Below are 26,182 nucleotides of genomic sequence, written 5' to 3'. Positions count from 1 at the left end.
GTTTGCGTCATCCTCCGTCGTGCGTCGTGCTCATACGCGGACCCCTTCGCGCTCCAGCCGGACCGCCAGCTTCCGCAGGGCCGCGCGGATCCGGGACTTCGCGGTGCCCTCCGGAATGGTGAGCCGGGTTGCCACCTCGCGATAGGTGCATTCGTCGAAGAACGCGAGTTCCACCGTTTCCCGAAGCATGGTGGGCAGCTCCGCCACACCGCGGCGCACGATCGCCGCGGTGATCTCGGCCAGCACCTCGGTATCGGCGGCGGGGCTGTCCGACCGTGCGGCCAGTTCCCGGGCGAGGGCATCGGACGGCCGGCGCGCGTTCTCCCGCCGGAGCCAGTCAATGGCGCGCCGCCGGGTGATGACGGCCAGGTAGGCGCGCAGACTGCCACGGTCGGGATCAAACCGTAGCGGATGCTCCCACAGGTGTACCAGGACGTCCTGCGCGATCTCGGCCGCGGCCTCGGGATCCGCGGTGATCCGGGCGGCCACGGCCACGAGGTAGCGGGCATAGCGGGCGTGCACGTCGGTGAGTGCCTGGGCATCGCCGGCGGCAAGCCGGGCGTGCAGGTCGCGGAGCTGCTCCGCGGTGAGGTCGGCGGGCCGCGGTGGCGGTGCGGGCGAGGCTGCGGACCGGGTGGGGACCCGTACGAGGGAAGCGTCTGCGGGCGGGTCGTCCGCGCCGCGGGGCGCGGCCGCGGAAAGCACGGCGCGAAGTGTCCCATGACCGAGGTGAGCGGTCCACCAGCACCTGGCTGTCCGACAGGACGGGGCATGTGAGGGCGTGCGCCAGGTGCGCGCTGGCACACGGGCAGGAGCCGGCCGTACGGATGAATGCGGCAAGTATTGAATAGGGAGGCTATGCCGGATTTGTTCGGTGTGGAGCGTCGCGATCTGGTCGATCAGGACCCGCGGGAAGCGCCCGATGATTGTTCATGTCGGCGTGGCATCGATATACCAGAAGATCAACAGAATGCTGGCGGGATCGCCTGGAATTCATCCTGTGGGGGTGACCGGCCGCCCGTCACCGCCCGGCACGGTAGCGGGGTCCGCCGGTGGGTAATACACGGGGCAGCGATGCCGTGACTCGCGAGCCTTCTACCGGCTGTGTGGGTCGGGAACCAGAAGGGCGTGCGGGCGACCGAGGGGGTGGTCTCGTGCAGACCGGTTATCAGTATCCGTTGCTCAGTGTCTTCTGGACGATGCTGTGGTTCTTCTTGTTCATATTGTGGTTCTATCTGTTGTTTGTTGTCATATCAGATATTTTTATGAGTCATGATCTGTCCGGCTGGGGAAAGGCCGCCTGGGTCATTTTTGTGATTGTGCTGCCCTTGTTTGGCGTGCTGGCATATCTGATTTTCCGGGGTGACAGCATGCACGAACGGGCGGCGCGGCGGGCCGCGAGCCAGGATCGGGAGTTCCGCGACTACGTGCGCTCGGTCTCGGGAAGCCCGGCCCCGGGAACGGCGAGTCCGTCCGACGAGCTGACCAGGCTCGCCGAGCTGCGGGATCGCGGTGCCATCTCCGACGCGGAATTCGACCGGATGAAAGCCAAGGTTCTCGCCTGATTCCCTTTTCTGGCCGTTATACGTGCTGTACGTGTTACATGTGTTTGGATTGTTGGTCGTGGATGGTTGCGGTTGCTGTGGCCGTACGTCATGCCCGGTGGGGCTGTTCGGTCCTACCGGTGGGCTGGCAGCAGCGGTGCTTTCGACAGCAGCGTGAGCAGCTGGCGCAGCTCCGCGGGAACCGGCTCGCTGAAGCGCCGGACGAGCCGATGCCCACCCCGGTCGACCTCCAGGGTGTAGGTGAAGCGGTCGGGGCGGGGCGCCAGGGTGGACGGGCGGTCCGGGCGGCCTCCGGACGCTTCCACACCAGCGACGAGGCCACGCAGCCGCGCGGCCTCGTCGGCGGGGAGCGCGGCGCTGTCGAGACCACGCCTGATCGCTTGTCCGACAAACCCCCCCGACCGTTCCAGGACGATCCGCACGTGTTCATCACTCATCCCATGATTGTCACCTATGATCGTGTCGCTGGCTCGAGTTCGGACCGGCCGACATCGCACTGCCGGGAACCTGGGACGCACCCCTGTTGCCCGGCGTTCTTACCCGGTGACGCTGACTACACGGTGACGCCGACGGCACGCCATGCCTGCGTGACAGCCGTCACTTCGTCGGCGCCGAACAGCAGCCGGGCCTGCCGGACAGTGAGCGCGGCGAAGGCCCGGAACGTGGCGTTCGGCCGCAGCCGCGCTGCCCGTAGCGTGTCGTACCAGATGAGGCCGGTCTTTTCCCAGGCCTTTCCGCCGATGGCCGCTGCGGCGAGGTAGAAGGCGCGGTTGGGGATGCCGGAGTTGATGTGCACGCCGCCGTTGTCGGCCGTGGTGCGAACGTAGTCGTCCATGTGGCCGGGCTGGTTGTCGTCCCCGAGCACGGGGTCGTCGAACGCCGTGCCAGGCTCTTTCATGGACCGCAACGCAACCCCGGCCACACCCGGGGCGAGCAGATCCGCCCCGATCAGCCAGTCGGCCTGATCGGCGGTCTGCCCCAGCGCGTACTGCTTGACCAGCGAGCCGAAAACATCACTCAACGATTCGCTGAGGGCGCCTGGCTGGTTGAAATACATCAGCTGCGCCTCGTCCTCGGTCACGCCGTGTGTCAGTTCGTGTCCGATGATGTCCAGAGAGGTGGTGAAACCGCTGAACAGCTCGCCGTCGCCGTCGCCGAAAACCAGCTGCCGACCGTCCCAGAACGCGTTGTCGTAGTGGTCGCCGTAGTGGACGCTCGCGCGCAGCGTGACTCCCTCGTCATCGATGGAGTCACGGCCGTAGACGTCCCGCAGGAAGGTGAAGGCCGCGCCGAGGCCGTCGTATGCCTCGTTGGTGGCGGTATCCCCGGTGGGATCGCCGCCTTCGGCGCGTACGGGCCGCCCCGGCAGGATCTCCGTGCCGGTGGCGTCGCAGACGACCCGGTCGGCCGTGCCGGCTGACGCCAGCCGGGGCAGCAGCGTGTCTGTGGGGCGGTTGCGCAGCAGGGCATTATACATCCGCACGGAGCGCACCGAGGTGTCGTGGGCCAGCGTGGACAGCGCCCAGGAGCGCTGCTCGTCGGTGCCGTTGCGCGCGATGCGCTCGAGCAGGTGCGACGGTACCGCGCAGGGCGCGCGGCGGTGGTATCCGGCCATGAGGCAGCTCCTGGAGGACGGACGTGAACGTCGGATGCCGGTCTTCGGTCACGGCGCGACCAGCGGCCGGAACGTCACGGGCTCACCGCCGACCATGATGGATATCGCGCTATATGTCTACTATTATTTTTTTATATATTGTTTTTCGATTTCGGTCACTCACCGGAGTGGGTTCGCTGCCCGAGCCCAGGTCAGGACCCTGTGTCCCTATTGCCGGTCGCTCTTATCCGGATGCCGCCGTATCGGGACAACCGGGGATGCGGCAGACTCGGCGACGTGCTGCGAGTGGGGCTGACCGGTGGGATCGGCGCGGGCAAGAGCGCGGTGGCGCGTATGCTGGCCGGCCACGGTGCCGTTGTGATCGACGCGGACGCGATCGCGCGGGAGGTCGTCGCCGTGGGCACGCCGGGGCTGCTGGCCGTTGTGGCGGAGTTCGGGCCGCATCTGCTGCGCGCCGATGGCAGCCTTGATCGGGAGGCCCTCGGGGCGGTAGTGTTCGCCGACTCCGCCGCCCGCCGTCGCCTGGAGGCGATCACACATCCACTGGTCGGTGCGGAGGCGGTCCGCCGCATGGCCGCCGCTCCCAGCGACGCGGTGGTCGTGTACGACGTGCCGTTGCTCGTCGAGGCCGGGCTTTCCGGCGGTTACGATGTGGTTGTCGTCGTGGAGGCGCCACCTGCTGTCCGCCTTGCCCGCCTGGAGGCTCGGGGGCTGGGGCGGGAGCAGGCACTGGCGCGGATGGCGAACCAGGCGTCGGATTCCGCTCGCCGCGCGGTGGCCGACATCCTGCTGGACAACAGCGGCAGTTTGGAAGATCTTCATGCTCGGGTGGACGAGGTGTGGACGAGCCTGCGTGGCCGTTGCCCGTAGGCCGGTGACACTGCCAGGCCGCGCCCACCGGCGCGGCTGTCCGCCGGCTTACCGATGCCGGCCGGAAACTGTCGGACCGCTGTGGTGTTGTAGGACACGTGCCTCCCACCGCTGATCACCCCGCCGTTGATCATCCCGGTAACGATCGCCCGGGTAGCGGCATTGACCGTTCGACCGCGCCGTTGCGGGTCGTGTCGGACTTCGAGCCGTCCGGTGACCAGCCGGCCGCGATCGCGGAGCTCGCCCGCCGCGTCCGCGCCGGTGACACCGACATCGTCCTGCTCGGCGCGACCGGTACCGGCAAGTCGGCGACCACCGCGTGGCTCGTCGAGCAGGTGCAGCGCCCGACCCTGGTGATGGCACCGAACAAGACCCTCGCCGCGCAGTTGGCCAACGAGTTCCGGGAGCTGCTGCCGCACAACGCCGTTGAGTACTTCGTGTCGTATTACGACTACTACCAGCCAGAAGCATATATCGCCCAGACCGATACCTATATCGAGAAGGACTCGTCCATCAACGAGGAGGTCGAGCGGCTGCGCCATTCGGCCACCATGAGCCTGCTCACGCGTAGGGACGTGGTGGTGGTGGCAAGCGTGAGCTGCATCTACGGTCTGGGTACTCCGCAGGAGTATGTCGAGCGTATGGTCCGGCTGCGAGTCGGGGACGAAATAGAGCGTGACAGGTTGCTGCGCCGGTTCGTCGATGTCCAGTACACTCGCAACGATCTTGCCTTTACCCGGGGAACGTTCCGCGTTCGCGGCGACACCATCGAGGTGTTTCCCGTCTACGAGGAGCTCGCCGTCCGGATCGAGATGTTCGGTGACGAGATCGAACGGATGACCTATCTGCATCCGGTGACTGGGGAGATCGTCCGTGAGGCGAGTGATGTGTTCGTCTTTCCCGCCTCGCACTATGTCGCCAGCCCGGAACGGATGGAGCGGGCGATCGCGGGCATCGAGGCGGAGCTCGCCGAGCGACTCGCCGAGATGGAACGCCAGGGCAAGCTGCTGGAGGCCCAGCGGCTGCGGATGCGCACCACCTACGACATCGAGATGATGCGCCAGGTCGGTTTCTGCTCCGGGATCGAGAACTACTCCCGGCACATCGACGGGCGTGCGGCCGGCACCGCGCCGCACACGTTGCTCGATTACTTCCCGGACGATTTCCTGTTGGTCATCGATGAGTCGCATGTCACGGTCCCGCAGATCGGTGGGATGTTCGAGGGCGACATGTCCCGCAAGCGCAACCTGGTCGAGCACGGTTTCCGGCTGCCGAGCGCCATGGACAACCGGCCGCTGCGCTGGGAGGAGTTCTGCGCGCGCATCGGCCAGACCGTGTATCTGTCGGCGACACCCGGGCCATACGAACTGTCCCGGTCCGATGGGGTGGTCGAACAGATCATCCGGCCGACCGGCTTGCTTGATCCGGAGGTCGTGCTGAAGCCGACCAAGGGCCAGATCGACGACCTCATCGGTGAGATCCGCACGCGTGCCGAACGCGACGAACGGGTGCTGGTCACCACGCTGACCAAGAAGATGGCCGAGGACCTCACCGACTACCTCCTCGAACTCGGCATCCGGGTCCGCTACCTGCACAGCGAGGTTGACACGCTGCGTCGCATCGAGCTGCTCACCGAGCTGCGCAAGGGTGAGTTCGATGTACTGGTGGGTATCAACCTGTTGCGGGAGGGGCTTGACCTGCCCGAGGTCTCGCTGGTCTCCATCCTCGACGCGGACAAGGAGGGTTTCCTGCGGTCGGACAAGTCGTTGATCCAGACTATCGGCCGAGCGGCTCGCAACGTCTCCGGCCAGGTGCACATGTACGCGGACACGGTGACTCCGTCGATGCGCAGGGCGATCGACGAGACGAACCGTCGGCGCGCGAAGCAGATCGCGTACAACGCCGAGCGCGGCGTCGATCCCCAGCCGCTGCGCAAGAAGGTCATCGACATCCTTGACGACCTCGTGCGGGAGAGCGCACAGGGCGAGCTGATCGGTGGCGGTGGTCGCGCACAGTCCCGCGGGCAGGCGCCGGTAGCCGGCATGCCGTCGAAAGCGGGCCATGACGGTGCGGTCGGACGTCACGCCGCGCAGTTGGCGGGCATGCCCAGCTCCGACCTGGCACAGCTCATCCGCCAGCTTGATGACCAGATGCACGAGGCAGCCAAGGAGCTGCGGTTTGAGCTGGCCGCCCGGCTGCGGGACGAGATCGCCGAGCTGAAGAAGGAACTGCGCGGCATGCAGGCGGCGGGCATATAGCTGTTCCGTCGCCTTCTCGCCTTCTCGCCTTCTCGCTGACGGGACGCCGGCTCCACGGAACGCCTGAAGCCGCGCGGTCAGTAGGTCCGTAGAAAGTCCATGCCAGCGATGCGGTCAATCGATTTCTTGATCTGCTCGGGATCTCCGCCCGTGATCGTTATTTCCATCATCAAAACGAGATCTTTTCTGCTCGGATACTGGTACCGTTTGTTTTCCTCCGTCTCTTCGGGGGCATCCATGTTTTGCTCGATCCGAGCTTCGAAGGCGACTCCGTCAAAGGAGTAGTACGCGCCGAAAAAGCTACTGTCGTGCGCTTCTGGTATCACGCCGAGCGCATCACCGATCTCCCCGGCCAGCGTGTCGATGTCAGCCCGGCGGGATCCGTAGAGAAATATTTCGTCCATCATTTTGGAAAAATAATCGAAGGCGACCTGCTGACAGCCGCGGAAAGGTCTCGATACGACATGAAGGCGACTTTTCTGCCGGCAAGGCCAGAAAGCTCTCTGCTGAGGGTGAGCAGGTCGAGCGCCTTGAGCTCGCGATTTCTGAGTGGGGCGGTCCGATTGCCGTGCCCGCGAATCTCGACGCCGGCTTCCCGCGCCCGTCGGAAAAGCGACTGATCGGCAATGGCGACGTCGAAGTCGCTCTTTCTGGCCACGTCGAACGGCATCCTTTCTCGGAAACTGGCCCCGGTCACAGAACTTCCGTGCATGATACCCCGTGCTGCCGGATATCCGGCCTGTCGTAGGCCCTCGTGCAGCGTATCGGCGAACCGCTGGAACTCCTCCTGGCCGGCGAAACCGAGCGGGACGCCGTCGCGGATGTGGTGTTGCGGTCCCCGCGGCGACCGAAACGTGTCGGGAGCGGCGCGATGGGCATTACCGCGGAGGTTAATGGCGGCCATCCGGATATGGCCGTCGGGGGTGGCGGCCGCCGGGTGGGAGAGCAGGCCTTTTGCCAGCATGGCGGGGTGGGCGTAAGCGCCGCGCAGATGCGCGGCCATGGTGGCGAGGCGGAGCTGGGCTGCGGTGCGGGCGCCGCGGGCGAGGGCGGCACCCCCGCGCAGGCCACGGGCGAGCCCCGCGGTGGTGGTGAAGCCCTTGCTGCCGGGGACGCAGCCGAGTAACGCGAAGCCGACCTCCCAGCCGGAGGCCTCGCCGTTGGCGTATGCGGCCAGCGCGTCGGCCAGGATGACAAGCGCGGCGGCGCACACGATCCAGGTGACCGGTCCGCCGATGAGCATCGCGATGACGCCGAAGACAGCGACAGTGATTTTCGCGGCCCGGACGGTGGCATGCCAGACCGCGCCGACGGTTTTTCTGATTTTTTCCCAGGACCACCAGGGCCTGTCGCGGATGCCGGCGTGGGACGCGGCCTGGATGGCCCGAGCGCAGGTACGTGCCGCGTGCGCGCGCAGCTGGCCCGCGGCAAGGGCGAGGCGGCGGGCGGTCTCGATCTCGTCCTGAGCGCTGTGAACAGCGCCGCGGGTCCACTCGAGGCGGGTCCGGGCGGTTTCGTGGTCGCGCAGTGCCCGCGTGACCTGGGCCGGGTCTGGCCACCCAACGTCCGGGGTATCGGGATGGTGCGCGCGGGTCAGGGCCGTGAGGCTGGCGGTCGCGCTGGTCAGTGCGGTCTGGGCCGGGCCGAGGAGCGTTTCGGCGTGGTCGCGGCGGGCGCGGGCGTCGCGGCCACGGGAGAGCGCGTGGCCGGCCTGTGCCTGGGCGGTGTCCAGGATCGGTGCGTAGGCCTTGAGTGCCTGGCCGGCCATGCGGTAGGAGGTCTCGAGCCGGGACAGCTGCCCGGGGAAGTCGCTGAGCCCGTCGCGGAAGGCATCCCCGGCGGCACCGAGCCAGGCCTGCGCGACGCTGCCGGTGGTAGCCGCGCTGACCTGCCCGCGCGCGTGTTCGACGTCAGCGGCGAATGCCAGGAAACGCCGGGCGAGATCCCGGACGGCATAAAGGTCGCCCGGAGCCGGATCCTTATCAAGGCCGAGGACGCTCCAGTCGCTGGGACGGCTCATCGGCGCGGCGCGTGTCCGGCCAGGCCGGGCTCTGGGCCTGCCGGTCGGGATGTGTGCTCCGCGGAACGCGCTCGATGGACGCGGGGATCGTGCAACGGCGGGCGTGGAGCTGTCATGGACACCGTCCAGGCAGGGTCAGAGACGAAGACGCAAAAGCGAACAATTACGGCAGATAGCCATATAATAGCGTGTACGTGATTCTTCGGCCACCCAGGCCGACTGCCCGGTCGGCGAGGCAGGCCGTGCCCGGCCGACTGCCCGGGAGCCGCTGTCCCGCTGAGGTGGCCGAGGAAGCCCGACCGGCCTCGTGGGCTCCGGACGGCGCGGGTGGGCCGCGTGTGCCGGCGGCCTTGGGAGGGATCTCATAGCGCGATCTTTGTCACAGCTTGCGACCGCGACGGAAAGGGGATCGAATGGTCATGACCGTCGATCAGGTGGCAACGGGAACGGTCCGCACGCCGGTCTCGGTGCGCCCCGGGGCAGCTGTGGGCGTCGGCTTCCTGAGCTTCGTGCTGGGCGCCTGGACGCTTCCCAGCACGGTGCCGGGCAGATCGTCCGTCGCGTATCTGTCCGCAGGTCTCGCCGGCGCCGGGCTTCTTCTCGGTCTGCTGCTGGTTGCCGACCTCGCTCGGGCCGCCGTTGCCCGCCGGGCCGGCATACGGGTGGATGGGATCACGGTCGGTGCCTTCGGCAGCCGGCTGCGGGCCGCCACCATCGGCAGCCACGAACCGCGGACGGGAGCCCGCGTCGCCTGTGCCGGGCTGCTGGTCAGTGGGCTCGGTGGAGCGGGTTTCGTCACGCTTGGTTGGCTGCCCCCGGGCGGGGGGCTGGCATTGGCTGGCAGCGCCGGGTTCTGGGCCGGTGCTCTTGCGTTGCTGATTACGTTGTCGGAGCTGCTGCCCACGCCGCGGACCGATGGCGGGCGGCTGCTCACCGCGATCGTCCACCGGTGGACCGGCAGCCGTGAGCGGGCGGGCATGGCAGTCGCCCGAGCTGGAATGATCACCGGTTGGATCCTGATCGCCGCGGGGGTGGCGTTGGCCTTTGTGGTGGGTGCGCTGGGTCTGTGGGTCGCGCTGCTCGGTTGGCCCGCTCTCGCCTCGGGCCGGGCGGAACAGTCCCGGCTGCGTACGAACACGATGCTTGCGGGCGTCCGGGTCGGGGATGTGATGGGTCCCGCACCCGAGATCCTGCCCGGTTGGCGGACAGTGTCCGCGGCTGTCGAGGAGATGGCGCGCACGCGGATGCCGGGGGGACAGACGGTGTTCGCCGTGGTCGACGTCAACGGCGCTTTCACCGGAGTGACACAACTGTGTGATCTTGTTGCGGTTCCGGGTGACGACCGCTGGTCCACCCGAGTGGCGAAGATCAGCGTCCCACTGGCCGCGGTACCCACCACCACGCCGGGTGAGTTGCTGAGCGATCTGCTCCCGCGGCTGGCTGAGCGTCCGGATGCCGGCTGCGCGCTTGTCCTGGACGACGCGGGTGCGGCCGGCGACGGAATGTCCGGGGACGGAGCCCCGAACGCCGCGGCCAGCCCGCGACTGATCGGTACAGTCGGCTATCCGGAGATCGCAGGGGCGTTGGCGACGGTCACGCCCCTGCCCACGGGGAGGACCGTGGCGCCGGCTTCCGGCACACGGACCGGCCGTGGCTGATCCTTCCGGTCGTGTTCCCACGCCGTGCCCGGCTGTCTGCGTGCCTGCGGCAGGAGCGCGCGGCGGCGCTGAACGGCTCGCTCGGGCTGCCGGGGGCGTGGCGCCCCGCGAGTAATGTTGCGGCCATGACGATCAGGAGTGCCGAGGCATTGATCAGTGCTCCGCCCCTTGATTACCTGGCGGTGGGGAACCCGACGGTCGATGTCCGTCCCGATGCGTCGCTCGCGGTCGGCGGGAGCGTGGTCTACGCCATCATCCAGGCGGCACGCCTTGGCCTTCGCGCCGCTGGAGTCGGGCGGGGCCGGGGCCCCGAGCTGGCACCGGTCTGGTTGCCGTTCGCGACGGAGGCGGTCCTCTACATCCAGCCTTCGGCGGACACGACACGGTTTCGTAACGAAAGCATTGATGGTCTTCGGGCGCAATGGCTGGAAAAATCCGCGGGCCGGGCGTCAGGCCTCGACAAGCTTCCGGAAAGCCGCGTGCTGCACCTCGCCCCCGTCGCACGGGAGATCCTCATCGAGGAGGCCGCTCGAGCGAGTGCGCGCAGCCTGCTCGGCCTGACCCCGCAGGGGCTGATCCGCTCCTGGGACGAGCACGGCCGCGTCCACCACCAGCCCCTTGAGATCGACGGCCCGACCGCCGCGCACCTGGACGTGGTGGTGTTTGCGGACTATGAGGCGCCCTACCTGGCAAACGTGGCCGAGGCGGTTCGGCGGGCCGGCGGGATCGTCGTGGTCACCAAGGGAGCCGGCGGATGCGAGGTCCTGCTGACGAACGGTACGCAGGAGTTCCCGGCCGTCGCGGCATCTCAGCTCATCGACGACACCGGGGCCGGTGACGTTTTCGCCAGTGCGTTGTTCATCTCGCTGGAAGGCGGGAGCACGGTGAGCGAGGCGGTCCGGTTCGCGGCCGCGGCGGCGGCCCTGAGTATCGAGGGGATCGGCCCGCGGGCGATCGCGTCCCGTGAGGAGATTGACACGTTCACCGGTGCGGCCAGCACGGCGCTCCCTTTGTGAGGGACGGCCTGCGGGATGGTGCCTGTGTTTACCCACACTGTAGTCAACGACGTTGACGAGTCAGATCTTTTCTGATCATGATGCGTCCGGAACGCGTACTGGCACCAGCCGTGAGTGTGTCCAGACCGAGTGTCGCGGCGGGGCGTGCGCCCCGGGCTCGGGCTGGACTCGCTCATCGGCGGGGCGGGCCGTCAGATCGCGAGCGCGGCGAGGATGAGGCCCAGCCCCTCGTGGAACTGGGTTTCCATCTCGGCGGCGAGGTGGTCGGCGGCCGCGGCGAGGTGGGGGTAGCGGGAAGCGGCCGGACTGATCGCGGTTACTGGCGTGACGGTGGCGTCCGGCCCTTTCCGGGCGATCGTCGCGGCGGTGTGGCGAGCTTCGGTGAGGGAATGCCCGAGGGTGTAGAAGAGCAGCGTCTGGAAGGCGTTGGCCGCCTCATGATCGGGCATGCCCGCGTCGCGGAGCAGGCCGATCGTGTGGTTGGTCCGTTCCCAACTGGCTTCGCCGCCCGGCGGCCGGCGCAGGACGATCGGCGCGAGGGTGGGATGGCGCAGTAGCGACCGGCGCAGCTGGGCGAAGGTCTCCCGGAGGTCTGCGAGGGGGCTCCCGGAGTGGGGGAGTGGCTCCGTACCTCGCACCACCCGGTCGGCCAGGGCCTCCAGAAGATCGTTCTTGGTGCGGAAGTGCCGGTAGACGGCAGTGGGGTCGATGTTCAGCCGGGCACCGAGCGCTCGCATGCTGAAGCCTCCGACCCCACCGATGTCGACGATCTCCATCGCGGTGTCGAGCAGCAGCTGTTGGGACAGCGTCCCGCGAGGGGTGCGGGTGTGGCGAGGTTGCGCGGTCTCCATTGGTCTCCTTCATGTTTCCTTCTACCTACAGTGTAGTCAACGACGTTGACGATGCTTCTTGACAAATTTGATCTTCATCTAGCCAAACACCAAAACCCAACCACCAAAAAACGCCCAATACGTACAGCCGGCAACAAACAATAGATCGCTCCGGACGGGGAAGGAAAGGCATAGCAGATCTGCTGAGCCTGGGAGCTGAATATGCCACAAGTGGACGAAAAGGACGCCCGCAAGGTCGCCGAAGCCGCGCGTGAGACGGCATGGACGCGTCCGTCGTTCGGTAAGGAGCTCTTCCTCGGGCATTTTCGCCTGGATCTCATCTCGCCGCACCCCCGACCGTCGGAGGCCGACAGGAAGCGCGGTGAGGCCTTTCTTGAAAGGCTCGAGGAATTCCTGCGTGAGCACGTGGACCCACTCCAGATCGAGCGGGATGGACGTATTTCGCGGGACGTCCTCGATGGTCTCAAAGGGCTGGGCGCGCTGGGCATGAAGATCCCGGAGGAGTATGGCGGCCTCGGGCTGAGCACCGTGTACTACAATCGGGCGCTGGCGCTCGCCGGTAGTTGGCATTCCTCCATCCCGACCCTGCTCTCGGCGCACCAGTCGATCGGGGTAGCCGAGCCGGTTCGCAGATTCGGCACACGTGAGCAGAAGCGCAGGTACCTGCCACTGGTCGCCCGCGAGGAGATCAGCGCGTTCCTGCTGACCGAGCCAGATGTGGGCAGCGATCCCGCGCGGATGAGTGCGCAGGCCGTTCCTGTAGACGGCGGTGTGGCCTACGAGCTGTCCGGCCGCAAGCTGTGGACCACCAACGGTGTGATCGCGGACCGGCTGGTTGTGATGGCTGTCGTGCCGACAGCCGCGGAGCGTCACGGCGGCATCACCTGTTTCATCGTCGACGCGCACGCGCCCGGTGTCACAGTCGAGCACCGCAACGAGTTCATGGGTCTGCGTGGCATCGAGAACGGTGTCACCCGCTTCGACCGGGTGAGAGTACCGGTCGAAGACCGGCTTGGCCGGGAGGGGGAAGGGCTCAAGATCGCTTTGACGACCCTCAACACCGGCCGTCTGGCCCTGCCGGCGGTCTGCGCCGGCGGCGCGAAGTACTCGCTGCGGATCGCCCGGGAGTGGGCCGCCGAGCGGGTTCAGTGGGGCCAGCCGATCGGCCGCCACGAGGCCATCGCTCAGAAGATCGCTTTTATCGCCGCGACCGCGTTCGCCATGGAGGCGGTCGTCGACCTGACCGCGATGATGGCCGACGAAGGCGGTAAGGACATCCGGATCGAGGCCGCGCTCGCCAAGCTGTACGCGAGCGAGATGGCGTGGCTGGTCGCCGACGAGATGGTGCAGATCCGCGGCGGCCGTGGTTACGAGACGGCGCAATCGCTGGCCAATCGCGGCGAACGGCCCGTCCCAGCCGAGCAGATGCTGCGTGACCTGCGTATCAACCGGATCTTCGATGGCTCCAGCGAAATCATGAAACTGCTCATCGCCCGGGAGGCGGTCGACACTCATCTGACGGTCGCCGGGGACATCATCGAGCCGGAGATCCCGTTGTCGGCCAAGGCGAGAAGCTCCGCGCGCGCGGCTGGCTTCTACGCCCGCTGGTTGCCCAGGCTGGTTGTGGGGGAGGGGACCGGCCCGCGTGCCTTCGCTGAGTTTGGCGTGCTCGCGACTCACCTTCGGTTCGTTGAACGGTCGGCGCGCAAAATGGCCCGCTCGACCTTCTATGGGATGAGCCGTTGGAAGGGTGGTCTGGAAAAGAGACAGATGTTTCTTGGCCGTATCGTCGACATCGGTGCGGAGCTGTTCGCCATGAGCGCGTGCGTGGTTCGTGCGCAGCTGCTCGCGCGGGACGGTGAGCCGACCGCCATCGAGCTGGCGGACCTGTTCTGCCGGCAGGCCCGGCGCCGGGTCGATGTTTTGTTCGACGCGTTGTGGAGCAACGACGACACCTACAATTTCCGGGCCGCGCAACAGGTTCTGGCCGGCAGGTTCGACTGGGCGGAGGCGGGAGTACTCGACCCGAGCGGCGGCGGGCCGTTCCTCGCCGACGCCCGCCGCGCGGCTGAGGACACCGACTGGCCGGGCGCGGCTGCCACCCGGACGGAAAAACAGGAGAAGACCAAAAAGGACGAGAAGGATGTGAAAAATCTGGCGGGAGGTATCGCGGAAAGTGAATCCGTGCCGCCGGTCGGTGTGGTTCCGGGAAGTTGACGGAGCCTTGTTGCCGGACCGTTAGCGCGGTCCGGCAACAAGCGTACGGCGGGTCACCCGCCAGGTCGGGCTCGGAGATCAGCTGATCAGGAGCCCGCCGTCATCCCGCAGGAGGGACAGGACTGACAGGCGGTCCTCCGCGAGGATGCGTTGGGTAGTAATTCGTGCTGGATAACTACGCATGAACATGTTGGTAAAATGTGTCCCGTAGTGGATGCAGTCAGCGCTGGTCCCGGACAGCGGACGGACGCGGGCCGCAAAATTGGGCTCATGGAAGTACGCGAGCGCGAAACGCTCTCGGGTGTTCAGCCTGACCTTGTGCGGTGTCGAGAGCAGAAAGCCGTCGGTCAGGAACTGAAGAATGTCACCAGGGAACACCGTCAGTACGCTCGGCACCGGCCGCACGAACGTCCACGGCTCCTCGTTCTCGTACATGCCGGCGGCGCTCTCGTTCGCCAGCCAGTTCCTGTTCCGCTTCTCCCCGGCAACCGGCGGACGTATGTAGAGCCCGCCTACGTCATCCTGGGCGGCGATCACCAGCAGCCCGTAGTCGGTGTGGGCGCCGATGCCGCGACGGCTCTCCTTCGACAAAGCGGGAAAACGCAGGACCCGCATATGGTGCCAGCCATCGGCGGTCAGCCTCGTCAGCGCGTCGGTGTCATCAAGTTCCAGGCCCAGCGCTGTCAGCTTCAGCAGTTTCTCACCCACCCGGCCGAGTTCGTCCATGAACACCCGCATGCTTCGCTGGTATTCGGCGTCGGGCCAGGGGGCCGGGCCGTGGCATGGCCACCGCGCCTGAACACGGGCATCGTCCAGCGCGATGTCCGGACAGACGGTGAAAATCTCGGAATAGTCCGCTTCGCCGGCCGTGACCTCCTCGCCGGACGCGATGTAGCCGCTGTAGGTCAGCCCACTCACGCATTGGCTTTTGGCTTTCATGGGCAGGCGAAAAAATCGTTTACTCGATTCAATCGCGGCCTGGGTTTTTTGATCCTGTGCCGGGCTGGTAGCAATCTGGAATATTCCGTCGCTCCGCCAGGCGCGCACCATCGCGCGCGCCAGCGCGAGGTCGGATTCCGTGCCGTCGATGAACTCGGGTAAATGGAATGTCTGTAGCTCGTTCAACTCGGTCTCCTTCTGTGCGGGGGTGCGGCTACCGCGCGTACCGAAATAGCAGCTCCTTGTCATGGCGTCCGGGTTCGGTCGGACTCGCGGCATGCATCAATTTCCCTCGATTCGTCTGATTGAACCAGAATGGTGAAATACCTGTATCAGCGATCGGCCCTCTTGTCACCACCTCGATAGCGAGACCGGCATTGCCAGTACCATCGACGCCGCGCTGGTATTGTTGATGTCATCGAGAGCGACCGGCCGTAGGGCACGCACCTCGCGTCATCGCTAAGGTGACTCCCTCCGTCACCTCGCGATACACGCGCCCCGGCCTCGCTCCCCGATCCACGCCCCTGTTGCCGGAGCTTCGTGGGCCACGTTCTTCCCGCCGCGGACGACCGGCCAGCCGAACCGGGCACCATGGCTGTGGCCCCAGTGGGAACCTGAGCAGATGACCAGCGCCCAATCCGCTGATGCCAGCCAGACGCCCGCCGCGCCCGATCGTTCCGGTGACCGCTGCCCGGCCTGCGAGCGGCCGGTCAACGCCGTCAGGCCTCGGCCGCGACAGCTCCCGGCCGAGGTCTGCGAGCGGCCACGGCATCACATCCGTAACGAGACCCGCCTGGTCGCCAGCCTGAAGAGCTCACAGGACCGGGTGGCCGACGCTGTCACGGCTTTTGCGGGCAGTCTCACATTTGTCTACATCCACGCTCTGTGGTTCGGCCTCTGGATTGTGGCGAACACGGGGCTGTTTGGTCCCGCGTTGGTTTTCGACCGCTATCCTTATGGCCTGCTGACGATGCTTGTCAGCCTGGAGGCCATCTTTCTCAGCACATTTGTCATGGTGAGCCAGAATCGGCAGGCAGCTCGTAACGACCTGCGCAGCGAACTGGACTTCGAGACCAATGTGCGCGGTGAGATCTGGTCCGTTCATATCGGCCGCAGGCTCGGGATCGATCCTCTCGAAATCGAGGCGGAAGTGCAGCGCGCGCTCACTGCCAGCCGGAACCGGCTACATGACACGGCGGTTGCGGGCCTCGAGCCCGAGATTTCTCCCAACGACTTCCGAAACACGCCGTAAGTCGCGTCCAGGCGTCCCGGTATTCGCTCACCAGCCGCGGGCACGCCATTCAGCGAGGTGCGGCCGTTCCGCCTCGATGGTTGTGTCCCTGCCGTGCCCGGGATAGATCCAGGTGGCGTCCGGGAGTGGCCCGAAAACCTTCCGCTCGAGGTCATCCATGAGAGAGCTGAACGCCGCGGCATTCCCGAAAGTGGCACCGGGGCCACCGGGAAACAGGCAGTCACCGGTGAACAGATGCGGCGCGGCCGGGTCGGCGTCGTAGAGCAACGCGATCGATCCCGGCGTGTGCCCGACCAGGTGAATCACCCGCAGGGTGGCGGTGCCGACGGTCACCTCGTCGCCATCACGGACCAGGACCGTCGTCGGCACCGGGATGGCGTCGGCGTCGGCCGGGTGCGCCACCGTCCTCGCCCCGGTCGCCGCGACCACCGCGTCCAGCGCCTGCACATGATCATCATGATGGTGGCTCGTCACCACGGTGGTGAGCCCCGCCGCACCGATGAGGCCCAACAGCGTCTCGGCCTCGTTCGCGGCGTCGATCAGAAGCTGCTCGCCGGTGGCGGCGCACCGCAGCAGGTAGGCGTTGTTGTCCATCGGACCGACCGCGACCTTGATGATCGTCAGCCCCGGTAGCTCGCGGACATCCGCCGGCCCGCCGGCCGCGACCATTCCCGAATACCCGTGCTCGCCGTGTCCCATGTTCTCCTCCGCTGAACATCATACCGCCGCCGGTGGCCGTGGCAGGCCAGGCCATGCCGGCGACCATGGCGGGGCTCGCCTCAGCTGTCCCCACCGCGATGTCGCTCCGAAGCTGTCGGAGCTCGTCCGTACCATGGCAGGCGCCGCGGACATCCGTCCTCGAACGCGGCATGTCCCGTCACCCGAGCAGACCGCGAAGGATCCCACGATGGCAGACCGTCTCGTCGTTCGCGGCGCGCGAGAGCACAACCTGCGCGATGTCGACCTCGACCTGCCACGGGACTCCTTGATTGTTTTTACCGGGCTGTCGGGCTCGGGAAAGTCCAGCCTCGCCTTCGACACAATTTTCGCGGAGGGGCAGCGGCGGTATGTCGAGTCGTTGTCGGCCTATGCCCGCCAGTTCCTTGGCCAGATGGACAAGCCCGACGTCGACTTCATCGAGGGGCTGTCGCCGGCCGTCTCGATCGACCAGAAGTCGACCTCACGAAACCCCAGGTCCACAGTCGGAACGATCACCGAGGTGTACGACTACCTGCGCCTGATGTTCGCGCGGGCGGGTCGCCCGCACTGCCCGAAGTGCGGGCGACCGATCTCCCGGCAGACCCCGCAGCAGATCGTCGACCGGCTGCTCGAGCTACCCGAAGGCACTCGCTTCCAGGTGCTCGCCCCGATCGTCCGGGGCCGCAAGGGCGAATACCTCGACCTCTTCGCGGACCTGCAGTCCAAGGGATTCGCCCGGGCGCGTGTCGACGGCGGCGTCCTCGCTCTCACCGACGTGCCGAAACTGGAGAAGCAGCGTAAACACACGATCGAGGTCGTGGTTGACCGGCTGGCGGTGAAGGCGTCGGCAAAGCAGCGGCTGACCGACTCCATCGAGACGGCACTCGGCCTTGGTGGTGGTCTGGTGCTGCTCGACTTCGTCGACCGCGACCCGGGCGACCCCGACCGTGAGCGGATGTACTCCGAGCATCTCGCCTGCCTGTACGACGACCTGTCGTTCGAGGAGCTGGAGCCGAGGTCCTTCTCCTTCAACTCCCCGTACGGTGCCTGTCCGGACTGTTCCGGCCTGGGCACCCGCAAGGAGGTCGATCCCGAGCTCGTCGTTCCCGACCCGACGCTGTCGCTGAACGACGGAGCGATCGCGCCGTGGTCAGCCGGCCACAACAAGGAGTACTTCACCCGGCTGCTGGAGGCCCTGGCCAACGATCTCGGTTTCCGGATGGACATCCCCTGGGAGGGCCTGCCGGAACGCGCGCGCAAGGCTGTGCTGCACGGCCGGGGGGAGACCGAGGTCCAGGTCGCCTACACCAACCGGTACGGCCGGTCACGCCAGTACTTCACCGCCTTCGAGGGGGTGATCGCTTTCCTCGGCCGCCGCCATCGGGAAGCCGAGTCGGACAGCAGCCGTGAGCGCTACGAGGGCTACATGCGTGACATCGCCTGCCCGGCCTGCCGCGGCGCCCGGCTCAAACCCGAATCACTGGCGGTGACCCTGGGCGGTCGTTCGATCGCCGAGGTGGCCGCTATGGCCATCGGGGAATGCGCCGAGTTCCTGCGGGCGCTCGAGCTCACCGAGCGGGAACGGACGATCGCCGGCCGGGTACTCAAGGAGATCGACGCGCGGCTCGCGTTCCTGCTCGACGTCGGGCTGGACTACCTGTCCCTGGACCGTGCCGCCGGCACGCTGGCCGGGGGGGAAGCGCAGCGGATCAGGCTCGCCACCCAGATCGGTTCGGGGCTGGTCGGGGTCCTCTACGTCCTGGACGAGCCGTCGATCGGCTTGCACCAGCGGGACAACCGTCGCCTCATCCAGACGCTGGTCCGGCTGCGCGACCTCGGTAACACCCTGATCGTCGTCGAACACGACGAGGACACGATCCGCGCCGCCGACTGGGTGGTGGACATCGGGCCGGGGGCTGGTGAGCATGGCGGCACGGTCGTCGTGTCCGGTTCGGTGGAGGCGTTGCTCAGCGAGGAGTCCTCGATCACCGGGGCGTACCTGTCGCGCCGCTGTGAGATACCGGTGCCCGACATCCGGCGGCAGCCGGCCACGGGCCGCGCGCTGACCGTCCACGCGGCCCGTGAGCACAACCTGCGGGATGTGACGGTGTCGTTCCCCCTCGGCTGTTTCGTGGCTGTCACGGGCGTCTCCGGCTCGGGGAAGTCCACTCTCGTCAACGACATCCTGGCCGCGGTACTGGCGAACAAGCTCAACGGCGCTCGGGAAGTGCCGGGACGGCATCGTAGCGTCACCGGCATTGATCATCTTGATAAGGTCGTCAGGGTTGACCAGTCCCCGATCGGCCGGACCCCGCGGTCGAACCCCGCCACCTACACCGGCGTTTTCGACCACGTTCGCCGCCTGTTCGCCGAGACCACCGAGGCCAAGGTCCGTGGGTACCTCCCCGGGCGATTCTCGTTCAACGTCAAGGGCGGCCGCTGCGAGGCCTGCGCCGGGGACGGCACTCTCAAGATCGAGATGAACTTCCTGCCGGACGTGTACGTGCCGTGTGAGGTCTGCCACGGTGCTCGGTACAACCGGGAGACGCTGGAGGTCCACTACAAGAACCGGAGCATCGCCGAGGTCCTCGATATGCCGATCGAGGAGGCCGCGGAGTTCTTCGCGGCCGTTCCCGCGATCGCCCGGCATCTGCGCACCCTCAACGACGTCGGTCTCGGCTACGTCAGGCTCGGCCAGTCGGCACCGACGCTGTCCGGTGGGGAGGCGCAACGGGTCAAACTCGCCGCCGAGCTCCAGCGGCGCTCCACCGGCCGCACCGCCTACGTGCTGGACGAGCCCACGACCGGGCTGCACTTCGAGGACATCCGTAAACTGCTGGGCGTTCTCGGCCGCCTTGTGGACACTGGCAACACGGTCATCGTCATCGAGCACAACCTGGACGTCATCAAGACGGCGGACTGGGTCATCGACATGGGGCCGGAGGGCGGGACCGGTGGCGGACGGGTCGTCGCCGAAGGACCGCCCGAGGTGGTCGCCACGGTCGAGAGCAGCCATACTGGGCTGTTCCTCCGGGAGATCCTCGGGCCACGGGCCGGCTTCGGGCCGGCGGCCGGGCCGGCGTCAGCCGCGTCCTGACCGCCGGGGTTCCTGTCACGCCGCGGGACAACGGGACAGGTCCGCACGGCCCCAGACCGGGTACGCGGAGGTCAGGTACGTAGCAGATCGGCCAGAACGGCGTCGAGTTCCTCGGCAGAACGTTCCGCACCGCGGGGAACCACCTGTTCGGTCGCGTCGAGGAACGCCCGTGCGGCCTCGATGTCCAGCCGGACGACGGAGTGGAGTTCACGAGATGTCAGATCGAGCCGCACACAGCCGCGGTCCGGTTCCGGGGTGATCCGCACGTCACCGCCGCCGGTGGGGATGTCCAGACCGGCGCGTAGCGCGTCTCGCAGCACCACCCAGGTGCCTCGCGGCAGCGCCGGATGATCGGGCCGGGAGATGAGTTCCAACGTCACGGCAAGCGGGTCGGCCCGTCGCCAGCTCACCTGCAGCACGGTCAGCCGCCCGCGGGAAGGTGCGTCATTGACGACCAACTCGGTGGTCACATCGTCCACCTGCATCCGTCGTGCCTCCTTCGTCATCCAGCGACGCTGTGCACCGCGGTATCGAGGGTGACAGCCGGTCAGGCAAGATGCCACCCGGAACACGTTAAGGGACTTGTTCGGGACCAGCCTGGACAAGGTCGACGCCAGCCTCAGGAGGCCCTCTCCGGGGATGGCGGCACGCAGGTGTCGCGGGATCAGCGCCGGTCGGACCGGTCGTCGTGGCCATCGGACGGCGAGCGCCTGACGGGCCATGGTTTGCACACCGCTCATGGTCTCCGAGCATGGACCCTGGCATCGCCGGCCGCCCCGCGCCATGACGGGTGTCCCGCCAGCTGTGAGATATGCCCAGCCATGGTCGTCACGGGGCTTTGTTCCGCCCCGGGTCATGGCCGCCCTTCAAGGGCAGATGCCCAGCGTGATGAAATGGTTACGTGGAGGCGTTGTTCGATGGCTGTCCGGCGCGCCGTAGGCTCGGTTCATGGCTGATCCGGCGTCCTACCGTCCCGCGCCGGGATCGGTTCCGGCGACACCCGGGGTGTACCGGTTCTCCGACGAGCACGGCCGCGTGGTGTACGTGGGCAAAGCGAAGAACCTTCGCGCCAGGTTGTCAACCTACTTCACCGATATACACAACCTCCACCCCCGTACTCAGCACATGGTGACGACCGCGAGCGCGGTCGACTGGACGGTGGTGTCGACGGAGGTCGAAGCGCTTCAGCTCGAGTACACCTGGATCAAGGAGTTCGATCCTCGCTTCAATGTTCGCTACCGGGACGACAAGAGCTACCCGAGCCTCGCGGTGACGCTGCACGAGGAGTTCCCCCGGCTGCAGGTCATGCGCGGTCCCAAGCGCGCCGGCGTCCGTTACTTCGGTCCGTACCCCCACGCGTGGGCCATCCGGGAGACCCTCGACCTCCTGCTGCGCGTCTTCCCGGCCCGTACGTGCGGTGCGGGCGTGTTCAAGCGCGCGGGTCAGATGGGCCGCCCCTGCCTGCTCGGCTACATCGGCCGCTGCTCGGCACCGTGCGTGGGCCGGGTCGACGCGGCCGAGCACCGTCGCATCGTCGAGAATTTCTGCGACTTCATGTCCGGGCGGACCGACCGGTACATCCGCACGCTCGAACGCGAGATGGCGCAGGCCGCGGCGGAGCAGCGGTACGAGAGCGCCGCGCGGCTGCGGGACGACATCGGCGCTCTGCGCCAGGCCATGGAAAAACAGGCCGTGGTGCTGCCCGACGGCACCGACGCCGACGTCATAGCGTTCGCCCAGGACGATCTTGAAGCCGCCGTCCAGGTCTTCTACGTGCGTGACGGCCGGGTCCGCGGCCAGCGCGGCTGGGTGGTCGACAAGCTCGAGGAGCTGACCACAGGGGAGCTGGTCGAGCAGTTCCTCGCCCAGGAGTACCTGTCACAGGCCGCCCCCCAGGCCGCCCCCCAGGCCGCTGCCCGGACCGACGCCTTGGCCGGGGCCGGCGAGCCCGCCGGCCCCGGCGCCGCCAACGAGATCCCGCGAGAGGTGCTCGTCCCGGTGCTCCCGCCGGACGCGGCCGCCGTGGCCGAGCTGCTCAGCGCCGCCCGTGGCAGCCAGGTCGACCTGCGGGTTCCTCGCCGTGGGAACAAGCGGACCCTGCTGGAGACCGTCGAGCGCAACGCGGCCCAGGCCTTCACCCTGCATCGCACGAAACGGGCCGGTGATCTGTCCGCGCGCAGCCGGGCGCTGTCGGACATCCAGGACGCGCTCGGCCTGGCCGAGCCACCGCTGCGGATCGAGTCGTTCGACATCTCCAACCTGCAGGGCAGCAACGTCGTCGCGAGCATGGTCGTCTTCGAGGACGGGCTGCCCCGCAAGTCGGAGTACCGGCGGTTCGCCATCCGCGGGGTGGACGGGCAGGACGACGTCGCGAGCATGTACGAGACGATCAGCCGGCGGTTCAGTCGCTACCTTGCCGAGCAGGCGCGCACCGAGGACGAGGACGTCGCCGGGCTGGCGAACCCGTCCAGCACCCCGCCGGGCCCGGTCACGGACCGGTCGAGGCGTTTTGCCTACCCGCCCAGCCTGGTCGTTGTCGACGGCGGCCCCCCACAGGTCGCCGCGGCCCGCCGAGCTCTGGACGCGCTCGGTATCGACAGCGGCCCCGGCGGCATCGCCCTGTGCGGGCTCGCCAAGCGGCTGGAGGAGGTGTGGCTGCCGGCTGAGGATGATCCGGTGATTCTGCCCCGCACCAGCGAGGCGCTGTACCTGTTGCAACGGATCCGGGACGAGGCGCACCGGTTCGCGATCACCTATCATCGCCAGAAGCGCTCCCAGGCCATGGTTCATTCGCTGCTCGACGACGTGCCGGGGCTCGGTGAGACGCGCCGCAAAGCGCTGCTGGCGACGTTCGGCTCGCTCGCTCGGATACGCCGGGCAACGGCCGACCAGATCGCCGAGGTTCCAGGCATCGGCCGGCGGACGGCCCAGGCCGTGGTGGACGCGCTGGCCGCGACCGGGCCGGGAGCCGCGGCGGTCGCCCCACCCGCGGTCGACCCGTACACGGGGGAAATTCTTGGGACTGACGGAACCGCGCCGGTGCCCCCACCCGCGGTGTCCGCGCCCGAACCGGGGCCATCGGGAGCTGCCGCGGCCGGCACCACCACCGCTGGGCCCGGTCCCGATACCACGTCAACCTGGGGTGTTCCCACATGACCTCCGCCGTGCCGCTTGACCTCGCCATCATCACCGGGTTGTCCGGAGCTGGCCGCAGCACCGCGGCCAAGTGCCTGGAGGATCTCGGCTGGTTCGTCGTTGACAACCTCCCACCGGCATTGTTAGCCACCATGACCGAACTCGGGCTGCGGTCACAGGGCGCGGTCAATCGCATCGCCGTGGTCGTGGACGTCCGCGGCCGGGCGTTCTTCTCCGACCTGCGCGCGACGCTGGACGCGCTCGAGGCCCGTGGCATGCATCCGCAGGTGCTCTTTCTGGAGGCCTCGGACGAGACGCTGGTCCGCAGGTTCGACCACGTCCGCCGGCCGCATCCGCTCCAGGGCGACGGACGGGTGGTCGACGGCATCAGCCGTGAGCGCGCGCTGCTGGCGGAGCTGCGCGGCGAGTCGGACCTGGTCCTGGACACCACCGATCTCAACGTCCACGAGTTGCGGGCCAAGATTGACACCGCGTTCGGCCAGCCGAGCGGGAACCGCCTGAACGCGACGGTGGTCTCCTTCGGCTACAAGTACGGTCTGCCGCTGGACGCCGACCTGGTGGCCGACTGCCGGTTCCTGCCGAATCCGCACTGGGTGGAGGCACTGCGACCGTTCACCGGCCGTGATCCAGATGTTCGTGACTACGTCCTGGCCCAGCCAGGGGCAGCGGAGTTCATCGACCAGTACGCGGCGTTGCTGCGGCTGGTGGGGGAGGGGTACGTGCGGGAAGGCAAGCGTTATCTGACACTCGCGGTCGGGTGCACCGGTGGCAAGCACCGCAGTGTGGCCATGGCCGAACAGCTCGCCGCGCGGCTCGCGGGCGACGGCGTCGGTGTCCGGGTCGTCCATCGTGATCTGGGGCGGGAGTGACGGGTACCGGTCCCGCGGTGGTGGCTTTCGGCGGTGGCCACGGTTTGGCCGCGTCCCTGCGGGCGTTGCGGCGCATCACCCAGCATCTCACCGCCGTCGTGACAGTAGGTGATGACGGTGGATCGTCGGGCCGGCTCCGCAACGAGCTGGGAGCGCTGCCCATGGGTGATCTGCGCATGGCGCTGGCCGCGCTCGCCGGTGCCGACACCTGGTCGGCCACCTGGGCGGAGCTGTTCCAGCACCGGTTCGGTGGCCGCGGCCCGCTCGCCGGTCACGCTGTCGGTAATCTGGTGCTGACGGCGCTCGCCGAACGCCAGGGTTCCGCGGTGGCCGCGCTCGACCTTGCGGCCAGGCTGCTGGGGGCCTCCGGGCGGGTGCTGCCGCTGTCGGACACGGGCATCGACATCGTCGCCGAGGTGGCCGGGCTCGACCCGGTTCAGCCGGCCGCCGTCGTCGAGGTCCACGGCCAGGCGGAGGTGGCTACCACCGCCGGCCGGGTCCGGAGCCTGCGTCTGCAGCCCGCGACGCCTCCGGCGTGCCCACCGGCGCTGGACGCCGTCGAGCGGGCCGAGTGGGTGGTGTTCGGCCCGGGTTCGCTCTACACCAGCGTGCTGCCTCATCTGCTGGTGCCCGAGATGACCGAGCGCCTGCTCGGTTCGCCGGCTCGCCGCGTCGTGGTCCTGAACCTGGTGCCACAGCCCGGTGAGACCGCCGGTTATCCGCCCGAGGCGCATCTGCGGGTCATCGGGAAGCATGCGCCGGGCCTCCTGTTCGATGTCGTGATCGCGGACCGCGACGCGGTCGGTGAGCCGGGCGCGCTCGCCCGTGCCGCGGCCGATCTGGGAGCGCGGCTGCACCTCGTACCGGTCGCCTACCCCGGTGAGCCGCGCCATGACCCGCGACGGCTGGCCGCCGCGTTCAAGGCGGTGTTCGCCGGGATGGCAGGGGCCGGTTCCGGCGTCCGGCCAGGTCCAGTCGCGGACGACAAGCTGGTTTCAGACGATGCGGTGCGCGGCGATCCCGCGGCCACCGTCTCCGCTCGTGAAGGTGAGGAATGATTCGTGTGGCCGCAATGACCGCCACCGTCAAGGACGAGCTCAGCCGGTTGCGGGTGGCGAAGCCATGTTGTCGCAGAGCGGAGATGGCCGCGTTGTTGCGCTTCGGTGGCGGGCTGCACATCGTGCGTGGCCGCATCGTCGTCGAAGCCGAACTCGACGCGGGCGCCACCGCCCGCAGGCTGCGCCGCGAGATCGCGGAGGTGTTCGGCTTCCCGTCGGGCATCGCGGTGCTCGCCGCGGGTGGGCTGCGCCGTTCGGCGCGCTACATCGTCCGGGTGGAGCGTGACGGTGAGCAGCTGGCGCGGTCGACCGGGCTGCTTGACCAGCGGGGCCGACCGGTGCGGGGATTGCCGCCGCAGGTGGTGACGGGCGCGTCCTGCGACGCCGCGGCTGCGTGGCGCGGGGCGTTCCTGGCCCACGGTTCGCTGACCGAGCCGGGCCGCTCCTGCTCCTTGGAGATCACTTCGCCGGGGCCGGAGGCCGCGCTCGCGCTGGTCGGCGCGGCCCGCCGGCTCGGTGTCGCGGCCAAGAGCCGGGATGTGCGCGGGGTTGACCGGGTGGTGATCCGGGACGGCGACGCGATCAGCGTGCTGCTGACAAAAATCGGTGCGCATGACAGCCTGCTCGCCTGGGAGGACCGGCGGATGCGCCGGGAGGTGCGGGCAACCGCGAACCGGCTGGCGAACTTCGACGATGCCAACCTTCGCCGTTCCGCGCGGGCGGCGGTTGCGGCCGGTGCCCGGGTCCAGGCCGCGTTGAGGATTCTGGGCGACGACGCGCCGGGGCATCTGCTCGCCGCCGGGCAGCTGCGTCTGGAGCATGCCCAGGCCTCCCTGGAGGAGCTGGGCGCGCTCGCGGACCCGCCGCTGACCAAGGACGCGGTCGCCGGTCGGATCCGGCGGCTGCTTGCGCTGGCTGACAAGCGGGCGCACGCGCTCGGGCTGCCAAACACCGAGGCGAGTGTCTCGCCGGATCTCCTCGAGAACGCCTGAGCACACCCACGTTTAGAGCGCCCCGGCAGTAGGGGCGTGGATCAAGGAAC

Annotated in this window: 21 protein-coding genes; 12 read left to right on the top strand and 9 right to left on the bottom strand. The window is 68.0% G+C overall.

Annotated elements, in window-relative coordinates; all coding sequences use genetic code 11:
* Positions 1-30: 30 nt before the first annotated feature.
* Positions 31-705 carry an RNA polymerase sigma factor gene (locus MJ797_RS07635; RefSeq protein ID WP_239333160.1) on the bottom strand — a complete coding sequence of 225 codons (675 nt, stop codon included), beginning with the start codon at positions 703-705 and terminating at the stop codon, positions 31-33.
* Positions 706-1,199: 494 nt separating this feature from the next.
* Between MJ797_RS07635 and MJ797_RS07630 the strand changes: the two genes are divergently transcribed.
* Positions 1,200-1,565, top strand: a complete 366-nt coding sequence (locus MJ797_RS07630; RefSeq protein WP_239333206.1) for an SHOCT domain-containing protein — start codon at positions 1,200-1,202, stop codon at positions 1,563-1,565.
* Positions 1,566-1,678: 113 nt separating this feature from the next.
* On the opposite strand, the gene MJ797_RS07625 is transcribed toward MJ797_RS07630, so the two are convergent.
* Both MJ797_RS07625 and MJ797_RS07620 read right to left on the bottom strand, forming a co-directional pair.
* Entirely contained in the window at positions 1,679-2,002 is a 324-nt protein-coding gene (locus MJ797_RS07625) for a protealysin inhibitor emfourin (RefSeq protein WP_239333158.1), read from the bottom strand.
* A 116-nt stretch (positions 2,003-2,118) separates the two neighbouring features.
* On the bottom strand, positions 2,119-3,180 hold the full coding sequence (locus MJ797_RS07620; RefSeq protein WP_239333156.1) for a M4 family metallopeptidase: 1,062 nt from the start codon (positions 3,178-3,180) through the stop codon (positions 2,119-2,121).
* Between the two features lie 231 nt (positions 3,181-3,411).
* On the opposite strand from MJ797_RS07620, the gene coaE reads away from it, so the two are divergent.
* Entirely contained in the window at positions 3,412-4,050 is a 639-nt protein-coding gene (gene coaE, locus MJ797_RS07615; protein ID WP_239333204.1) for a dephospho-CoA kinase, read from the top strand.
* Between the two features lie 161 nt (positions 4,051-4,211).
* The gene (uvrB, locus tag MJ797_RS07610) at positions 4,212-6,308 is read left to right on the top strand and encodes an excinuclease ABC subunit UvrB (protein WP_305039692.1); all 2,097 of its coding nucleotides are present in this window, start codon (positions 4,212-4,214) and stop codon (positions 6,306-6,308) included.
* A 77-nt stretch (positions 6,309-6,385) separates the two neighbouring features.
* Here uvrB and MJ797_RS07605 read toward each other — a convergent pair whose 3' ends face one another.
* Together MJ797_RS07605 and MJ797_RS07600 are read right to left on the bottom strand one after the other, a co-directional pair.
* Positions 6,386-6,715 (bottom strand): hypothetical protein, encoded by a 330-nt coding sequence (locus MJ797_RS07605; RefSeq protein WP_239333154.1) that lies wholly within the window; start codon positions 6,713-6,715, stop codon positions 6,386-6,388.
* Positions 6,712-8,328, bottom strand: a complete 1,617-nt coding sequence (locus tag MJ797_RS07600) for a WXG100 family type VII secretion target (RefSeq protein WP_239333152.1) — start codon at positions 8,326-8,328, stop codon at positions 6,712-6,714. The genes MJ797_RS07605 and MJ797_RS07600 overlap by 4 nt, the downstream gene beginning before the upstream one ends.
* A gap of 419 nt (positions 8,329-8,747) precedes the next feature.
* On the opposite strand from MJ797_RS07600, the gene MJ797_RS07595 reads away from it, so the two are divergent.
* The gene (locus MJ797_RS07595) at positions 8,748-9,986 is read left to right on the top strand and encodes a peptidase M50 (RefSeq protein ID WP_239333150.1); all 1,239 of its coding nucleotides are present in this window, start codon (positions 8,748-8,750) and stop codon (positions 9,984-9,986) included.
* A 125-nt stretch (positions 9,987-10,111) separates the two neighbouring features.
* On the top strand, positions 10,112-11,002 hold the full coding sequence (locus MJ797_RS07590; protein WP_239333148.1) for a PfkB family carbohydrate kinase: 891 nt from the start codon (positions 10,112-10,114) through the stop codon (positions 11,000-11,002).
* A gap of 191 nt (positions 11,003-11,193) precedes the next feature.
* Here the strand turns inward: MJ797_RS07590 and MJ797_RS07585 are convergent, their stop codons facing one another.
* Positions 11,194-11,853 (bottom strand): TetR/AcrR family transcriptional regulator, encoded by a 660-nt coding sequence (locus MJ797_RS07585; RefSeq protein WP_239333146.1) that lies wholly within the window; start codon positions 11,851-11,853, stop codon positions 11,194-11,196.
* 201 nt (positions 11,854-12,054) lie between these two features.
* Between MJ797_RS07585 and MJ797_RS07580 the strand changes: the two genes are divergently transcribed.
* The gene (locus MJ797_RS07580) at positions 12,055-14,070 is read left to right on the top strand and encodes an acyl-CoA dehydrogenase family protein (RefSeq protein ID WP_239333144.1); all 2,016 of its coding nucleotides are present in this window, start codon (positions 12,055-12,057) and stop codon (positions 14,068-14,070) included.
* 78 nt (positions 14,071-14,148) lie between these two features.
* Here MJ797_RS07580 and MJ797_RS07575 read toward each other — a convergent pair whose 3' ends face one another.
* Positions 14,149-15,195: a 2-oxoglutarate and iron-dependent oxygenase domain-containing protein gene (locus MJ797_RS07575; RefSeq protein ID WP_239333142.1), complete on the bottom strand. Its 1,047-nt coding sequence runs from the start codon at positions 15,193-15,195 to the stop codon at positions 14,149-14,151.
* A gap of 436 nt (positions 15,196-15,631) precedes the next feature.
* On the opposite strand from MJ797_RS07575, the gene MJ797_RS07570 reads away from it, so the two are divergent.
* Positions 15,632-16,261 carry a DUF1003 domain-containing protein gene (locus tag MJ797_RS07570; RefSeq protein ID WP_239333140.1) on the top strand — a complete coding sequence of 210 codons (630 nt, stop codon included), beginning with the start codon at positions 15,632-15,634 and terminating at the stop codon, positions 16,259-16,261.
* 27 nt (positions 16,262-16,288) lie between these two features.
* Here MJ797_RS07570 and MJ797_RS07565 read toward each other — a convergent pair whose 3' ends face one another.
* Entirely contained in the window at positions 16,289-16,960 is a 672-nt protein-coding gene (locus tag MJ797_RS07565; protein WP_239333138.1) for an MBL fold metallo-hydrolase, read from the bottom strand.
* 208 nt (positions 16,961-17,168) lie between these two features.
* Between MJ797_RS07565 and uvrA the strand changes: the two genes are divergently transcribed.
* The gene (uvrA, locus tag MJ797_RS07560; protein WP_239333136.1) at positions 17,169-20,057 is read left to right on the top strand and encodes an excinuclease ABC subunit UvrA; all 2,889 of its coding nucleotides are present in this window, start codon (positions 17,169-17,171) and stop codon (positions 20,055-20,057) included.
* Between the two features lie 71 nt (positions 20,058-20,128).
* Here uvrA and MJ797_RS07555 read toward each other — a convergent pair whose 3' ends face one another.
* The gene (locus MJ797_RS07555) at positions 20,129-20,542 is read right to left on the bottom strand and encodes an SsgA family sporulation/cell division regulator (protein WP_239309447.1); all 414 of its coding nucleotides are present in this window, start codon (positions 20,540-20,542) and stop codon (positions 20,129-20,131) included.
* Positions 20,543-21,005: 463 nt separating this feature from the next.
* Here MJ797_RS07555 and uvrC point away from each other — a divergent pair, with 463 nt between their 5' ends.
* The 4 genes from uvrC to whiA are packed head-to-tail and all read left to right on the top strand — an operon-like array spanning position 21,006 to position 26,132.
* Positions 21,006-23,213 (top strand): excinuclease ABC subunit UvrC, encoded by a 2,208-nt coding sequence (gene uvrC, locus MJ797_RS07550; RefSeq protein ID WP_239333134.1) that lies wholly within the window; start codon positions 21,006-21,008, stop codon positions 23,211-23,213.
* Positions 23,210-24,082, top strand: coding sequence for an RNase adapter RapZ (rapZ, locus tag MJ797_RS07545; protein ID WP_239333132.1), 873 nt, complete (start codon positions 23,210-23,212; stop codon positions 24,080-24,082). Before uvrC ends, rapZ begins: the two co-directional genes overlap by 4 nt.
* Positions 24,079-25,140, top strand: a complete 1,062-nt coding sequence (yvcK, locus tag MJ797_RS07540; RefSeq protein ID WP_239333130.1) for a uridine diphosphate-N-acetylglucosamine-binding protein YvcK — start codon at positions 24,079-24,081, stop codon at positions 25,138-25,140. Before rapZ ends, yvcK begins: the two co-directional genes overlap by 4 nt.
* Complete coding sequence (gene whiA / locus MJ797_RS07535; protein ID WP_239333128.1) at positions 25,137-26,132, top strand: DNA-binding protein WhiA; 996 nt, start codon at positions 25,137-25,139, stop codon at positions 26,130-26,132. Before yvcK ends, whiA begins: the two co-directional genes overlap by 4 nt.
* The last annotated feature ends 50 nt before the right edge of the window (positions 26,133-26,182 follow it).

This window comes from Protofrankia sp. CiP3, from assembly GCF_917627345.1.
Lineage (GTDB): Bacteria > Actinomycetota > Actinomycetes > Frankiales > Frankiaceae > Protofrankia.
Note: the sequence above shows the minus strand (reverse complement) of the source record. Positions and strands in the feature narration are given on the sequence as shown.

Coding starts and splice junctions, on each gene's coding strand:
- MJ797_RS07630 (WP_239333206.1), top strand. CDS start 1,200: ATGCTGTGGTTCTTCTTGTTCATATTGTGGTTCTATCTGTTGTTTGTT.
- MJ797_RS07625 (WP_239333158.1), bottom strand. CDS start 2,002: ATGAGTGATGAACACGTGCGGATCGTCCTGGAACGGTCGGGGGGGTTT.
- MJ797_RS07620 (WP_239333156.1), bottom strand. CDS start 3,180: ATGGCCGGATACCACCGCCGCGCGCCCTGCGCGGTACCGTCGCACCTG.
- coaE (WP_239333204.1), top strand. CDS start 3,412: ATGCCGCCGTATCGGGACAACCGGGGATGCGGCAGACTCGGCGACGTG.
- MJ797_RS07605 (WP_239333154.1), bottom strand. CDS start 6,715: ATGATGGACGAAATATTTCTCTACGGATCCCGCCGGGCTGACATCGAC.
- MJ797_RS07600 (WP_239333152.1), bottom strand. CDS start 8,328: ATGAGCCGTCCCAGCGACTGGAGCGTCCTCGGCCTTGATAAGGATCCG.
- MJ797_RS07595 (WP_239333150.1), top strand. CDS start 8,748: ATGACCGTCGATCAGGTGGCAACGGGAACGGTCCGCACGCCGGTCTCG.
- MJ797_RS07590 (WP_239333148.1), top strand. CDS start 10,112: ATGACGATCAGGAGTGCCGAGGCATTGATCAGTGCTCCGCCCCTTGAT.
- MJ797_RS07585 (WP_239333146.1), bottom strand. CDS start 11,853: ATGGAGACCGCGCAACCTCGCCACACCCGCACCCCTCGCGGGACGCTG.
- MJ797_RS07580 (WP_239333144.1), top strand. CDS start 12,055: ATGCCACAAGTGGACGAAAAGGACGCCCGCAAGGTCGCCGAAGCCGCG.
- MJ797_RS07570 (WP_239333140.1), top strand. CDS start 15,632: ATGACCAGCGCCCAATCCGCTGATGCCAGCCAGACGCCCGCCGCGCCC.
- MJ797_RS07565 (WP_239333138.1), bottom strand. CDS start 16,960: ATGGGACACGGCGAGCACGGGTATTCGGGAATGGTCGCGGCCGGCGGG.
- uvrA (WP_239333136.1), top strand. CDS start 17,169: ATGGCAGACCGTCTCGTCGTTCGCGGCGCGCGAGAGCACAACCTGCGC.
- MJ797_RS07555 (WP_239309447.1), bottom strand. CDS start 20,542: ATGCAGGTGGACGATGTGACCACCGAGTTGGTCGTCAATGACGCACCT.
- uvrC (WP_239333134.1), top strand. CDS start 21,006: ATGGCTGATCCGGCGTCCTACCGTCCCGCGCCGGGATCGGTTCCGGCG.
- rapZ (WP_239333132.1), top strand. CDS start 23,210: ATGACCTCCGCCGTGCCGCTTGACCTCGCCATCATCACCGGGTTGTCC.
- whiA (WP_239333128.1), top strand. CDS start 25,137: ATGATTCGTGTGGCCGCAATGACCGCCACCGTCAAGGACGAGCTCAGC.